This is a genomic window from Leeuwenhoekiella sp. A16, from assembly GCF_047946675.1.
In the GTDB taxonomy this organism is placed as follows: Bacteria; Bacteroidota; Bacteroidia; order Flavobacteriales; family Flavobacteriaceae; genus Leeuwenhoekiella.
The window spans coordinates 366372-382010 of record NZ_CP172313.1 but is presented as its reverse complement, the minus strand read 5'-3'; the positions used below and the strand labels follow the sequence as shown (position 1 = coordinate 382010).

At 37.3% G+C, this 15639-nt stretch carries 10 protein-coding genes; 3 read left to right on the top strand and 7 right to left on the bottom strand.

Annotation, left to right across the window (positions count from 1 at the left end):
* Positions 1–8: 8 nt before the first annotated feature.
* From ACH3O9_RS01630 to eutB, 4 genes are all read right to left on the bottom strand, one after another.
* A complete protein-coding gene (locus ACH3O9_RS01630; RefSeq protein WP_416443722.1) occupies positions 9–1973 on the bottom strand; it encodes a sensor histidine kinase in 1965 nt (654 codons plus the stop codon).
* A gap of 319 nt (positions 1974–2292) precedes the next feature.
* On the bottom strand, positions 2293–3297 hold the full coding sequence (locus ACH3O9_RS01625; protein ID WP_416443720.1) for a zinc-dependent alcohol dehydrogenase family protein: 1005 nt from the start codon (positions 3295–3297) through the stop codon (positions 2293–2295).
* Between the two features lie 123 nt (positions 3298–3420).
* Positions 3421–3690, bottom strand: a complete 270-nt coding sequence (locus tag ACH3O9_RS01620) for a hypothetical protein (protein ID WP_416443718.1) — start codon at positions 3688–3690, stop codon at positions 3421–3423.
* A 1036-nt stretch (positions 3691–4726) separates the two neighbouring features.
* The gene (gene eutB / locus ACH3O9_RS01615; RefSeq protein ID WP_416443716.1) at positions 4727–7072 is read right to left on the bottom strand and encodes an ethanolamine ammonia-lyase subunit EutB; all 2346 of its coding nucleotides are present in this window, start codon (positions 7070–7072) and stop codon (positions 4727–4729) included.
* Between the two features lie 299 nt (positions 7073–7371).
* Between eutB and ACH3O9_RS01610 the strand changes: the two genes are divergently transcribed.
* Positions 7372–8637 (top strand): APC family permease, encoded by a 1266-nt coding sequence (locus ACH3O9_RS01610; RefSeq protein ID WP_416443714.1) that lies wholly within the window; start codon positions 7372–7374, stop codon positions 8635–8637.
* Positions 8638–8647: 10 nt separating this feature from the next.
* Positions 8648–9394, top strand: a complete 747-nt coding sequence (locus ACH3O9_RS01605; protein WP_416443712.1) for a DUF4397 domain-containing protein — start codon at positions 8648–8650, stop codon at positions 9392–9394.
* Here ACH3O9_RS01605 and ACH3O9_RS01600 read toward each other — a convergent pair.
* Both ACH3O9_RS01600 and ACH3O9_RS01595 read right to left on the bottom strand, forming a co-directional pair.
* Positions 9391–9783, bottom strand: coding sequence for a hypothetical protein (locus tag ACH3O9_RS01600; protein WP_416443710.1), 393 nt, complete (start codon positions 9781–9783; stop codon positions 9391–9393). The two genes, ACH3O9_RS01605 and ACH3O9_RS01600, sit on opposite strands and share 4 nt — an antisense overlap.
* Positions 9783–10637 carry a hypothetical protein gene (locus ACH3O9_RS01595; protein ID WP_416443708.1) on the bottom strand — a complete coding sequence of 285 codons (855 nt, stop codon included), beginning with the start codon at positions 10635–10637 and terminating at the stop codon, positions 9783–9785. The genes ACH3O9_RS01600 and ACH3O9_RS01595 overlap by 1 nt, the downstream gene beginning before the upstream one ends.
* A 235-nt stretch (positions 10638–10872) precedes the next feature.
* Between ACH3O9_RS01595 and ACH3O9_RS01590 the strand changes: the two genes are divergently transcribed.
* Positions 10873–13065, top strand: a complete 2193-nt coding sequence (locus ACH3O9_RS01590; RefSeq protein WP_416443706.1) for a M28 family metallopeptidase — start codon at positions 10873–10875, stop codon at positions 13063–13065.
* 191 nt (positions 13066–13256) lie between these two features.
* On the opposite strand, the gene ACH3O9_RS01585 is transcribed toward ACH3O9_RS01590, so the two are convergent.
* On the bottom strand, positions 13257–15617 hold the full coding sequence (locus tag ACH3O9_RS01585; protein WP_416443704.1) for a TonB-dependent receptor: 2361 nt from the start codon (positions 15615–15617) through the stop codon (positions 13257–13259).
* Positions 15618–15639 lie beyond the last annotated feature (22 nt).

The following is a 15639-nucleotide window of genomic DNA, read 5'->3' as shown; positions in this document are numbered from 1 at the left end:
AAATATATTTAATTCAATGCTGGTATGGTAAAAAAGAAAGTACTGCCTTCACCTGGCTGAGACTCTGCCCATATCTGGCCACCATGAAGTCGCACTACCTTTTTGCAATGTGCAAGACCTATGCCAGTACCTTCAAAGGTATCACGGTCGTGTAGTCTTTGAAAGATGATAAAGATTTTTTTGAGATATTTATCGGCTATCCCTATACCGTTATCTTTAACAGAGAAAACCCATTTTTCAGGTTCCTCATGAGCTGATATTTCAATTATAGGAGCGATTTCTTTTTTTCTGAATTTTATCGCGTTATGTATCAAATTTTGAATTAGTAATCTTAGTTCAGTTTCATAACCATTTACGACAGGGAGATTTTTATATAAAATAGTCGCGTCGTTTTCTTTAATAATTTTATTTAGATCGTTACTTATTTGAGAAACAAGCAGATTGCAATCTACCGGGGCTAATTCTCTATTACCCCCAATTCTTGAATACTCTAACAGGCTATTAATTAAATTACGCATACGGCAACTTGCCTGTGATATAAAATCAAAATATAGGCGTGCCTGGTCATCAAATTGGCTGCTGTACTCAGTTTCAAGCAATTCTACAAAACTTGATATTGTACGTAGCGGTTCCTGAAGATCGTGAGAGGTTATATAATTGTATTGATCTAATTCCTGATTTTGATGCTCTAGTTTGTTTACATACTCCTTTAAAATACCTTCTGCTTCCTTCTCAAGTGTAATATCCTGCCGTATAGTTAGAAACTTATATACTTTACCAGATTCATTTGCGAAAGGAACTATAGTAGTACGCAGCCACATTAAATCCCCATTACGAGTCTTATTATTGATCTCACCTATCCATATTTCGCCTTTAAGAACGGTATCCCATAAGGTTTTGAAAAAATCAGCAGTATGATAGCCTGAATTGAAAATGTTATGAGTCTTACCAATTATCTCCTCTTTTGAATATTGGGATTTTTCGCATAATTTATCGTTGACATCAAATATAACATCATTCTCATCTGATGACGAAAGCATAAAACTTTCGTCAAGAGCTTTTTTAAAATAACCCAGTTGCACATTAGCCTCACGCAGGGATGTTTCCAGCTTAAGGCGCTGTTTGTGAGTATTGTTTAAGCGTACCGAGTTAAATGAGATGTAAACAGCACACACCAGAATGAGCAGAACGGTGTAAATGGCAATACCAAAATCTTCTTCAAAATAGTTTGCTTGAGTTAGATCTATCAGGATATAACTTAAAACCAAAGGAACCAGAATAATAAACGGCAATAAAAACCGTAGTGATTTACTGCCTTCGTATTTTCCTAAAAACAAACCTGTAAAACCCAAAGTAGGATTTTTAAATGAAAGTCCTGTGGCTATTAAAAAGAAAAGAAGAGACGTATGAATCGCCATTGAATCTAAAAAAAATAATCTCTTTGAGGTAGGAATTTGCAGGAGATACGCATCAAGCGAAATGAGCGCAATTATTGATACGGCCAGCAGACTGTATTGTGTAATTTCTCTTACAAACTTTTTTTTGGCATCAACTCCTAATATTGCACCACCTATAACTATAAAACAGACTGATGTGGCCAGAGACATTCTACCAGGTATTGAGTGAGACAGAGTATCTTTAAGAATTAAGGTGTCTATCGTGAATTGAGTTTGAAAAATATATTCGGCAAGTGTTTCTGCTCCTATTAATATAACGCCTAAAGCTAAAATTAGCTGAAGTGGTGATATCTTTTTTTCAATTCCTCTATTGCGCGTAGACCATAAAATAGCAAGGCCACACATAGCAAATGAGATAGCCGTGTTCAACTTCATTGTGGCTGCAGACGGGATAATATTAAGTAAGGCTGGTATTTTTATTAACCAACCTATGATAACCAGCAGAGCAACTACGAGACTAGAAATTGCAATGCTTTTCAATAAAAGATTTATCTTTTCCTGAGTAGCAATACGCATGCACTTTGTTTAATAGATTAAAAATACTGCTTATTGGGTTTATAATTTTAGATAATAGATTTAATTTAATTAAGTATTTATAAGATTTTGATTTGAAGAGAGTTATTTATCATCTTGAATTTTAATCCTCAATTTTATAGCATTCATAATGGCTTATACCATTGAAAATTGTAATTTATTTCTTGTAAAAAGTTAAACAGATCTTATACACCTCGTTTGTTTCTGTGCTCTGGGAGCAAAAATGCGGGCAAAAATGGCATAAAAAAACCCGATATTTAATACAAAATACCGGATTTTTTAACTGAATTATGACCTTTTTTTAGACGGTCACAACTATTTTACCTTTTTGTTGATTAGACTCCATATACTCATGTGCTTCAACTATATCTTCAAAGTCAAAAGTTTTGTCTATTAAAGGTTTTAATTCTCCTGAGGCTAATTTGTCAAAGATAAAATCACGTGCTTTTTTCAAGCGCTCAGGATTTGTGGTGATTTCAAATAAAACATAACCTCTTATGGTAAGTTGTTTTGAAAGTACATCTGTAAATGGGAAATTAGTCTCTTTAGATGACAACATTCCGTATTCTATGACCATTCCGCCTTGAGCGGCAGCTTTTGTAAGTTGGTTTACTATAGGCCCGGTAATAGGATCAAAAAGAAGATTTGCACCTTTACCATCTGTAATCTCCATCGTGCGCTCTGCAAGATCCTCATCATTTGTCACAATTACATGATCTGCTCCTGCGTCTAGAAGATCCTGTTTTTTATCATTAGTTCTTGTTGTAGCGATAACAGTCGCCCCAACAGATTTTGCAATTTGTATTGATGCTATGCCTACACTACTACTAGCGGCTGTAAGAAGAACGGTTTGACCTTTTTTAAGATTACCTATTTCAACCAGAGCGCCGTAAGAAGTTAAATATTGCATCCAGATAGAGGTCGCCTCTTCACTGCTCAAATTATCAGGATAAGAGGTTACGGCATGTGCAGGTACAATTGCTTTCTCACCATACACACCATATTTTGTCATAGAGAATGAAGGTATGGTACTTACTTTATCTCCTACTTTAACATGATCAACGCTACTGCCTATTGCTTCAACAATTCCGCTGGCTTCATAACCCAGTTCAGAAGGTAATTCTGGAGTTTCTAAATATTGTCCTGCTCTAAATGCTACTTCTGCGCGGTTTAAACCAATAGCACTTACTTTTATTAAAACTTCATTATCGCCAGGTTCCTTTTGAGGTACCTCTTCTATTTGTAGCACGCTTGCTTTTCCTGTCTCGTGAAATCTTACTTTTCGTATTGTTTTATCTGTACTCATAATAGTATTTAAATTTTTGACAAATTTTATGAATACAAGCTGTATTAAACAACCTAATGCTATAACTAATTCCTATAGTTTGTATGTTGTAATTCTCTTAAAAAAGAAAAATAATTTAAGAGTTTAGTCTGGAGGTAAAGAGCGCACCCATTTTAGAGTTCCGGCTTCCATCCCTTTAAATTTTGGGTGCTCTTTTAATTTGCCCACAAAGAGATTTTCTGGCTCAACTGCCCATTTTATTTTATGGTACAGCTTTGATTGTGTAAGTGAAGACTGCACCAAGAACAAACCAAATGAAAGTTTGACCATATTTAATTCTTCGGCAATTGCAGAAGGATCTGTAGCGCTTTCAAAAAAGACGACAAAAAGTTGTGGCATAGATATTTGATCCATATCCAAATTTAAATCAATTTAATTTGGATAGATCTAATCAAAATATTGTTTGAAAATTATTTAAGAATTTTCAATTTTTCTACGCTCTTTAAAATACAGCAAAACAACAATAATCAAAACAAGACAGAAGCCTGATATTTGTTTATAAGGTAATTCAAAAGTAGACTTAGATAATTGATGTTTGATCCCGAAAATAAATAGTAGAGTCAACGCCGCTACAAGAAATGAGAACGCAATCGTAAGTAGGATTTTTTTCATGCCTTAGAAATTTGGGGTTTCTAAATTAGTTGTAATTGTTTATGAATTGTTACTCACTAATCATCGGGGAAAATGAACTAATTGAGTTCTGGTAACATGCCGAAGGGGAAAGCAAAAAATACCGGCACGAATATATTAATATATTTAGAAGTAAGTGCTACAATTTTCTATTAACAGAATATTTTCACCAAATTTTAATTTTTGGTAATTATAATTTAATAATATGATAAATTTTGAGGATAATATTTAAGAGTTCTGAAAATGTTGATCCCATTTTAGAATTTGAAGCTCGATTAAGACTTATGTAATTGTCTATTAATTTAATAGCTAAATTTTTACGCCCAAAAAAGTTTTGTAGGTAAACGCTTACAGCGAAAAGTGCTACGTTAACTAAATGGATTTACTCAAAATTGATTTTTAAATTAGTTTTGCCCTCCCTCATTCTTCAATACGGTCAACTCTGACCTAAATGATTTTTCTTTTAGACTAAGACTGACCTATGAATCTATTGTTTAAATAGAGATATTCTGTTTAAACATAGAATTTATTAGTAATGATAGATTTTTTAAGAAATAATTGGGATGCTGAAAACGTTAGAGTAGGCTAACTAAACTAAATTTTATAATGGCTACATACAGATGTAGAACTTGTGGAATAAGAAAGAACGACAAATTATTGTCAAGATTAACCGTACCTAAAAAGTGCAAACAATTTAATACCTCTACTATTTTGCCAGAACACAACTGGACTAAAATATCTAATCACAATTAAAGAATATCTAAGCGCTCTTCATTTGGGCTAACTCATTAAATTCTTTATTAAATAATTCATTAAAAATGGCCAGAGTAAGCGCGGCAGCTTGCTCTGGCTTAAATGCCGTATCTGAAATTCCTGATACAACTCGTGAAATATCATGATCTACCCACCTTTTTTTACTCCAGGCACTATAGGGCGCCGCTGTTAAATAAGTAGAAAAATTATGATGACCAGAACCTGGGCGCTCACCAATAATGTGAATGATGCCTTTATTACCTAAGGATGGATTTTGACCAAAAAGTAATTCGCCACATTGATAGCCTGCACGCACTCTACCATGGGTGATAACTACATGCTGATCGCTTACGCTATAACCTTTAGTTTTTAAAGAGGCCTTAAGCATTTTCAGATAAGGCTCAAGATGACCGTCATCCATCAGAGCTTTAGCATTGAGTCCGTCAGAAATTATAATTTGAACGTCTGGTATATTTGAGTTCCAGCTTTCGCGAAAGCTTTTTAGTGATTTTATCGCATCATTGCTGAGGTTTTCACCACTTTCGGGATGGTACACATAATCTTTACGATCTGATGATCTGGTCAAAATGGGAATAGCTGCCGGTATTGTTTTAATGAACTCCTGAGGCATTGGTGTCCATAAACTTACTTTTGCATCCTCGTAGAGCGCTTCTACTTCGGCTTTTAATTGTGGGTCAAGATCCCAAATGTTTTCACCGTAACCTTCTGCTATAGAAACTCCCCGTTGTTTTATTTCCAGAATTCGTTTTTCAGCTTCAGCATAAATTTCATTTTTATCTCGGGTATCACCTTTAGCTTCACAGTATTTTAAATAAACCCACTTAGGATCACCAAAATGTGAGGTAGGTTTATTCTCAGCATCAATTATTTCAATATGTTTAAAGAAATCCCACATGGCGTCATTCACTTTGTAACCAAATTGCTCTCTAATCTTTACATGATCACTAAATGAAGTCGTGAGATAACTAAGCATGGGATCATTTTTTGTAGGCAGCGCCATTAAATAAGCGGGATTTACGGGCATGATCTGCTCGATACACCAGTCAAGATCGTCGAGTGAAACATCCATATGCAGGGTAGAGCAGATGTCTAGACCAATCGTGAGGTCGTGTAATTTTCCCATCACGGTATCTTCGAGACAACAGCGCACAAGTTGCTCTTTAGTTTTAAAAACCTCAGGGCCTATAAAGCCTGCCACGTCGTTAACATGTGTCCACGGTTTTTTATTTCCTAATTGATTTTCTTCCATTTGTTTTTTAAGAGCGCGCACAAAACCATACTTGCGCGACTCGTGAATTAGCATGTCAAAACCTTCGCCGTGACCATTGGTAAGATCTGCGCCTTGTCCGGTTTCGGCATAAAGGCCATATTGTCCTTTTCGCTGTAAAGCATAATGCTGCATTTTTTCGATAGAGACGTCAAAGGTTTTATTTGCATTTACCGTCCCTGCCAGACTTTGAAACCAAATGCCTGTTGTGCCTGGTTGTATTTCTTCAGCTTTCGCCTGAATATCTATATGTGACAATACGCAGTTGGGGATGGTTTTTTCAAGACCAAAGGTTGTAATAATATCAAAAAGCGCCTGCTCAATTTTTGCGACAGATTGTGGTTCGCTAGAGACCGGATTTGTACCTAAAACCAGATCACCCACAGCATAAGACCAAGCATCAAAAACCTGCCAGATGATGTCGTCAATATTATCTGTAGGCGAATTAGGCTGAACGCGAGCGCTTAAATATCCCTTGCTGCCTATTTTACTGTTTGGTAGGGGATTAAAAACCTTTTGACCTATCTGTATGAGCTCGTCATTACTCATAAGTTTTACAACGCAGGCGATAATATCGCTGCTCAAAGCTGGCATTATCAGTTTGATTTCTGCTTCAGGTTTTTCCAGCAGATACGATTTTAGTTGACCAAGTGTCCACGAGTGAACATTTTCATTATTTGAAGTTGAGTTTACAATCAACTCATACAGTTCATCCTGAAAAACAGGATATTTATTAAGATCAGCGATTTTTGTTCTGGAAAGGAGATTTTGGGCATTTTTCCGGGATTTTTCATCAGCTGCTGCAATACCCAGTGTGAGATCACCTTCTTTAAAAGCATTTGCAGATCCTATAATTTTTCGATACAGCGTAAAATCCATTTTCCCAGCAGTGCGGTGTATATATTTAAAAATATCTTCTTCGTTTTCAATTCCCGGAATAACTACACCTTTTCCTGATAACTGATTCTCTTCTGGTGAAGCAAAATTGCAGCCGTTGATCATCATTATGGAAGTACTCATAAGTCCAAATTTGATTATAAATTCCTTTCGGGTAATTTCTTGCATCAATTTGTTTTTAAACTGATTCTTATAAAGTTACACGAAAAATGCCTTAAAATAACCGATTTTATTTACTTGCGACCCGATTTTTGGAATTCTGAATTCCTGCAGCAACTTTTAGAGATATGATAATTTTTAAATCAATACACATCTTATTTTGTAGTGTGAAAATTTTTTGTTTTCCATGGTAATTTGTGTATTTCAGGTTAAAGTTTTTTAAAACTTAGTTCTATATATGTGAGTTGAATTTTATGTTTTTTAACTTCTGCTATAATTCATTTACAATCACTTAAAAAACTTCTTATATGCCAGATTCCGGGAGTAAGCTTGGGCCATTATCAGTATGGGCTTTAGCAGCAGGAGGAATGGTAGGTGGTGGTATTTACACAGTTTTAGGAGTAGTAATTGCAGTTTCTGCACAATGGGCGTGGCTGGCATTTGTACTCACTGGTTGTATTGCCGTACCATCTGCATATAGCTATGTTTATCTCACGCAAAAATTTCACAAAGAGGGCGGTGCTTTTGTGTTTCTTGAAAAAGTAAAAGACAAATCTATGGCCGGCAATCTGGCCTGGCTGCTTATTCTGGGCTACGTGCTAACAATTTCAGTCTATGCCTTTGCTTTTGGGCACTACTTATCTTTTGCTTTTCACGGCAATCCGTTTTTAATGCGACTTCTGGCAGCAGGAATTGTGATAGGTCTGGTGGCACTTAATCTCGCCGGTGTAGGAAAATTGACTAAAGTCGAAATTATAATTGTTTCGGTTAACCTGCTTGTATTATTCGCTCTTGGCGCTTATGGAATTTCGCAGTGGGATAGAACACAATTCATCGCAGGTATAGAACCGCGTCCTGCGTGGTCTGCTTTTATTGGCGGGGCAGCGATTTTTATGGCCTACGAGGGATTTCAGTTACTTACTTATGAATATGATAAGATCAAAAATCCTGATAAGACATTTATGAAGACCTTGCTTAGTGCCGTGATCTTTGTGGTCTTTCTTTATATTCTGGTTGCGATAGGGGCAACTATGCTGGGAGGTGCTCTTTCACTTGTGCGGTTTAAACAAATAGCACTTACTATTGCTGCAAAGAGCGCCTTTGGTGAAGTAGGGGTAATTGTCATGACCGTAGCTGCAGGTTTCGCGACAGCTGCTGCAATAAATTCTACGCTTTTTTCGACGGCAAATCTTTCGCAACGCATTGCAGATCAAAAAGAATTACCAACATGGTTTGATCATACAAATAAGAACGATGTGCCAGATCGCTCGATTATGGTGCTGGGCGGTCTTGCGGGTATTCTTGCTGTTGTAGGGTCGTTAAGTTCACTGGTAGAAGCTGCTAGTCTTGCCTTTTTGTGCACGTTTGGCATTGTAAACTGGATCGCTTACCGCGAAATAAAAAAACGTAAATGGATACCGATTTTAGGTATAATTATGGCGATTTTGATAGGTATGGCGCTGTTTTTTAGATTAGTGATCTCAAAACCGGTCGCTCTGGGAGCTATGCTCATAATTGTGATGCTTATCATGTTTGGCAGACCTTATTTACTTAAGAAAACAGGAAAAGATTAAGACCAGCAAGATGAAGATTAAAAACGCGCTAATACTTGTTCTAATTACTTTTTGTGGCTGTAGCCAAAACAATGAAAAACCGGCTCATATAAGATTAGGAGATTTTTTATTTGGCAATGATGCAGTAACCCTGACTTTAGAAAGCGCAAATGGTGACAGCGAAAAGTATAATATAAATTATGCTCAAATTACCGAATATAATAATGTAAAACCGGGTGAATACACCATAAAAGTAAGCAGTGACGGTAAACAACTTCTGAATAAAAAATACGGTTTGGCTAAAGATAAATACTACACGATTTACGCGTATGGCGCACCGGAATATAGCAAAGAAGTCAATCAAAAAACAATATCTACTAAGTTGCAGCACATTGTTTCCGGCGAGGATGCTGCAACAGAAAATGGTGGTCTGCCTCAACTTAAAATTCTTGATGATAGTTTTCAGGGTGGTAAAGGCGAAACTCAACTTCGCTGGCTACACGTTGCACCTTTGGCTGAAGCCATTTCCGCGGAAGCGAAAAATATTCAAAAGGATAAAAAACAAAGTCTGTCCAGTCTTAAATACGGAAAGACAGCTAAGGTTATTTCTTTAAAATCTGGCAGTTATGATGTAAAATGGAAATTAAAAGGAAGCCCTTTGCAGGTAGCTTATTTACAAAAGGAATTTAATGCAGACTCGTTATATACGCTTTTCGTGACTCCACAGCCGGGACAATATGCAGATAGTTTACAAGTGATAGTTGGCGCTAGTCATTAAGTATTCCAGGCATCTGCAATACCTTTTATAGAATCTACAATCGCCTGTTGATTGGTACTTATAATTGCTGCACCCAGCGTTACAATGGCAGCAGCAACATTGATGCCTTTTGGTATGTCACTTATAGCTTCAATAGTGCTTTTTATATCTGTAGTAATATTTTCGATTTGCGTGAGAGAAGTTTCAACTTCATCTAAAACGAGGTTTGTTGAAAGAGCCAGAATATCTTCACCGTAGTTTAGAATAGACCATTGAAAATTTCCCAAAACCTTATTCTCCTTTTTACTAAGCGCGTCCCAATTATTGTAGCGAAAATTACCAATAGCCTGCGCCAGACCCAGAAAATGCGCTGAAAGTTCGTTAGCCTGTTTCGAAGTTAATTTTGCCATTATTCTTTTAATTTTTTAAATGCGGTACCCATATCTCGCAATGCGCTGCCATAATTAGACATTTCCTGTTTTAGAACATCAGTTGATAAGGCGCTGCGCTTATCATACAATTCCTGATGTGCCATGGCAATTTCTTTAAGGCTCGCAGCATAAATTTCAAGCTTTTCCTGCTGGTGGTCTATCTCTAGTAATTGATCGTAATAACTGGTAATTGATTCTACTTTTTCAAAATCTGAAAGGCCGTCATTGAGTTTTAATTCGGTATAAAAAGCATAAAGACGTTCTTTTTTAAAATCTAATTCTTCTTTCAAATTTTGCCCCAGAATAAAGCTGAATTTATCTAAAAGCAGTTGAAGTGGCGCATTTGCTTCTTTAATATATTCTTTTATTTTTTTGCGTTTATAAACATCTGTAGAAGCTCTAAAAAGCAGATTAGAAATAGAAGAATATGCGTCTGCCTGCTCAGGCTGAATTATTACTTTGCCAAAGGTGCCTTCCTGCAAAGGTTTATTAACTGCATCCAGATTATAACCAGATACATCAAGACCGGCGATGTCTCCCAGACTTGTAAAATACCCCAATATAGAATTATAAATTTTTATACTTACACTATCTGCCTGCGCATAGGTTCTACAATCACAATCAAGAGTGCGTTTTATTTGCGATTGCTGTATGGCATTAAACTCACAACGTTCTTCACAATATTGTTTAAAACCATAACTTAAATTCTCATAATTTGATAAAGCTTCTGCAGAAGTCACAGAGAAATCACTAACCGCTTCAAGGTTAACACAGCCCATTAACGAGAACAACAAAAGAATACAAGTGAATTTTAAAAATGGACGCTGTCGCATAGATTAAGTTATTGCACTAATTTACTGAAAAGTCGCTTAAAATGAGCTCGTTAAACTCCGATTTTCAGCCCACTTTTACCGATTTTTTGCCTTTCAGGCCAGTTTTTATAATGTGCAACTGTTAATAAAGGTCTCTATATTTTTAAGTATTAGCAGTGTAGGTGGTGTAAAATTTAATTTTTAGAAGTTTGAAAGCCACTGGTATTTAGTAATTTGATAGCTAAAACTAACCATTATGAACAAAATCTATTTTATACTGCTACTCTGCGGTATAAGTCTGGGCCTGCATGCGCAGGAAAGTATTATTGGCTTTAAACCTGAAAGTGCCAAAAAGGAGTTAGCTCTCGAGTCTGCTTTTGACGAAAAAATATCTGCAACTAATCTGGATGACTGGATGAAACGCATGTCTGCGAAACCACATTATGTAGGTACAGAATTTGGCAAAGAAAACGCAGAGTGGATCGCTAAACAATTTAAATCATGGGGTTACGATACAAAAATTGAAACCTATCAGGTGCTTTTTCCTTATCCTAAAGTTCGCGAGCTAGAACTTACTGCGCCAGAAACTTACAAAGCCAAGCTTACCGCTGTGCCCGTAGAAGGTGATGAATATACATCTCAGGGAGATGCATTATTGCCAAGCTATAACGCCTTTTCTAAAGACGGTGATGTAGAGGCAGAACTTGTGTATGTAAATTATGGTGTGCCAGATGATTATGAAGAATTAGAGAAATTAGGTATAGATGTAAAAGGCAAGATCGTAATAGCAAAATATTACGGTTCCTGGCGTGGTATAAAACCAAAACTAGCTGCAGAAAAAGGTGCAATAGGTTGCATTATTTATTCAGATCCTCAGGATGATGGTTTCGCCAGGGGCGATGTGTATCCTAAAGGTGCATTTAAAAATAAAACCGGTGTACAAAGAGGTTCTGTGATGGATATGCCTCTTTACCCGGGAGATGTGCTAACACCGGGATATGCAGCTACTAAAGATGCGAAACGATTAAACCGGGAAGATGCTCCTACGATTACTAAAATACCCGTATTGCCAATTTCTTATGAAGATGCTCAACCACTCCTTGAAGCTCTTGATGGTCAAGTAGTACCAGATGCATGGAAAGGCGGTTTACCAATTACGTATCACATTGGGCCGGGACCTGCAAAAGTGCATTTAAAATTAGAATTTGACTGGCAACTGAAACCTGCCTATGACGTGATCGCTACATTAAAAGGATCTGAATTACCTGACGAATGGGTTTTACGCGGTAATCACCATGATGCATGGGTGCACGGTGCCAGCGACCCAATAAGCGGTCTTGTTGCCTTGATGGAAGAGGCCAGAGCCGTTGGCGAACTCGCAAAAGCCGGTAAAAAACCAAAGCGTACAATTGTGTATTGCGCATGGGACGCTGAAGAACCGGGATTAATAGGTTCTACAGAGTGGGTTGAAGATAACATGAAAGAACTGCAGGAAAAAGCGGTAGCATACGTAAATACAGATGGCAATGGTCGCGGCTTTCTACATGTAGGCGGTTCTCACTCCTTACAAGCGATGATAGGCGAGGTGGCAAAAGATGTTGATGACCCTCAGACTGATGTTACTGTTAAAGAGCGCGCCAAAGCGGCAGATATGGTAAGAGGTGGTGGTGGTGAGTTTAGTATTTCGGCGTTGGGCTCGGGATCAGATTATACTCCTTTTATTCAGCATGCGGGTATTGCTGCTGTAAACTTGGGTTTTGGTGGTGAAAATGCGGGTGGAGAATATCATACTATTTATGATACCTATACTTTTTACAAAAGATTTAAAGATCCCGATCTTGCTTATGGTGTGGCTCTTGCCGAAACTGCTGGCCGTATTGTATTAAGACTTGCAAATGCAGATGTACTTCCGTTTGAGTTTAAACAATGGTACAGCACCGTTGACGGTTATCTTGACGAAATTATAAAATCGACAGAAACCATGCGAAAATCGGTCGAAAAGCACAATAAAATGGTTTCACAAAATTATTTTGAACTGGCAGCAGACCCAACAAAACCTTTTAAAAAGCCAGAGAAAGAAGCAGATGTGCCTTATCTTGATTTTACACCTCTGCAAAATGCATTGGCCACTTTAAAAACAACTGTAACCGATTATGATTCTAAAGATTTTACAAAGTTAAGCGCGGCTGAAGCTAATGAACTTAATGAAAAACTAATGCATCTTGAGCAATCTTTAACTAGTAAAGAAGGACTCCCCAGGCGAGAATGGTTTAAACACCAGATCTATGCTCCCGGGTTTTATACCGGCTATGGTGTAAAAACGCTGCCAGGAGTAAGAGAAGCAATTGAACAAAAAAGCTGGACAGAAGCGCAGCAACAAATAAAAAAACTAGCAGGAACATTAAATGATTTTAATGACAAATTAGAAGGTATAAATAAGTCTATTTAAGTCAAGAGTGATATTTATAAAAGCGTCATTCCCATAAAACAGGAATGACGCTTTTAATTTTGTAGGATAATTCATTTTAATAAAAAAAGAAGAAGCAGCTGCACAAGGCAACTACTTCTTCAAACAACAGGGGTAATCTTCAGAGTTAACCAAATAGGGGTAAAAGGCTCCTTCTCTGAAATCGTAAATAACTATAATGAATAGCTTAATTTAATTCCGCCATAATAATTGATCTCATAAGGGGCGGGCAGGTATGCATCTTCTAACTGATTTACAAAAACCATATAATAATATTGAGTGCCGGTAATATTATCTGCACCGGCATATACATTAAGATTAAATCTGTTAAATGCTGTTTTAAAGCCAATTTTCGCGTTAAGCAAATTATATGCATCTGTATTATTTGCACCATCTGATGTGAATGGCATACTGTCTCTGTGATTAAAATTTAAATTTCCGTAGAAGCCATAATTAGTATTTACATCAACACCGGCATTTACAACCCATGCCGCAACACCCGCAACTGCATTACCGCTGTAATCAACCGCTACTGCTTGTCCGTTAGAATCAAGTGACTCATATTGAAAATCATCGTATTCAAAATCTGAATAGGTTACATTTCCATAAGGAATTATAGATTGAAAAAAACCTGTAGCAGATTCATAAGCGGCATAATTTGCGAGAAATTCTACGCCATTATTTTTCTGGCTTCCGCCATTAGCGATATAAGTATAAGCAGTTGTATTAGCATCAAGAGGAACAGCTACAGAGGTCATTTTGTCTTTAAATTCTGTATGGAATAAAGCCAGCTGATAGTGCAGTTTATTTGCAAATAAATTACCCTTTGATCCTATCTCAAATTGATTACCCACTTCTGGTCTCAGGCCAGTATTTAACTCACCAGAAGTTGCAAGCACTATATTCCCGCTTACCGGTGCTTTATAACCTTTACTGTAAGAAGCATAAGCAGAAAGTTTAGAATTAAACACTTTATTTATAGCAAGATGAGGTGAAAACATATTGTCATAATTTGCTGTGACAAATCGCTCATTAGTACTTTCAGGATCGTATAAATTATCCTGTAAATCGATTTGTAGACCGCTTAACCCCAGACCTGCGGTGATCGAGAAATCTTGTGGTAAATGAAGAACCCACTCTGTAAATAGCGAGTACGTTTGCGATTGAGCAGATTGATTACTTCTCATCGCACCAATGATATTGTAACCTTCAGGATCATCAGGATTTTCTACCATGCGATATCCCAAAATCTCTGCCCGTTGCTCCTGATATTCAAAGCCGGTTGTTCCGCTTAAAGCGAAATTTTCACCTAGTTTAAAATTGAGGTCAAATGCAGATCTAACGCCGTAATTCAGCGGGTCTTTATCTGTCCAGCCGCCGGCAGAGCTGTTGTTGCCATTTGCGCCCGTACCATAGATCGAGGTTGTGTTTTTTAGCCAGTCTGTAAATCGATAACTATGGCTTAATCCCGCCCGGAAGCTCACAACTTCAGAATGCGCATTGTTTTTTATGTATCGCGCATTACCGCTATAATCTTTATTTTCATATTGCTCAATTGTCAACTCACCACCACGTTGATCATAGCTGTTGCTAAAACCAAAATAGGTGCTGATGTGCTGCCGTGAACTTGGACTATAGTTTAAAACGAAATTCATAAAATCTTTAGTAGACGCAGAATGGTCCATAAAACCATCTGAGATCTGGTGACCGTAATTTAAAAGCAGCGAAGTTTTTTCTGCTCCCATTTGAAACTGTGTTGTAAAACGCGCAAGACCGTAGCGACCACCTATAAAGGACTGACTTATTGAAGTCTCTCCATTTTTAGGTCTTATGGTTTGCAGGTTTACAACGCCGGCTATTGCTAAACCGTAAAGTGAGCCTGCCGGGCCTTTAATAACATCTATATTGCCTACCGAAGCAAAATCTACATCGTCCATTTGAGTTATACCTTCAGCATCTGTGATAGGAATATTATTGAGATAGACTTTGTATCCCTGACCATCAAAATTGTTACTGGCGCCTCTAAAGCCAACTCCGTTACCATAACCGCGAATATTAAATTGCTGGCCAGAAGCTACAGCTCTGCGCTCCATAATAACACCGGGCACATTCGCATTTATCGCATCATCCAGAAATAATCCCTGGCCGCGGTTAAGCTGTGCAGAATCTAGTTGCACTAAAGCGACTGGTTTTTGCAGCAATTGCCGTCTAGATTGTGCGCCTGTAAGTTGCACCTCATCAAGAGCACTTGTTGATAATTGTAAAGGTATTATTAGCTCATCACCACAATCTTTTATGGTTGCCGAGGTACTTTCATAACCTATGTAACTAATGTTGAGCGTGAGGTCATTGTCACAAGTAAAGTAGAAGTTTCCGTTGTCATCAGAGGTGGTGATTTTACCTCCATTTAGGGCGATTTTTGCTCCGCTAAGCGGGTTTTTAGTTGCTGCATCTATTATTTTTCCGCGGGTATTTTGCGCAAAAATGCTGACACAACATAATAATCCCAAAAGGGATAATGTAATTTTTTTCATAGTGGGTAGGTTTAATAAATAA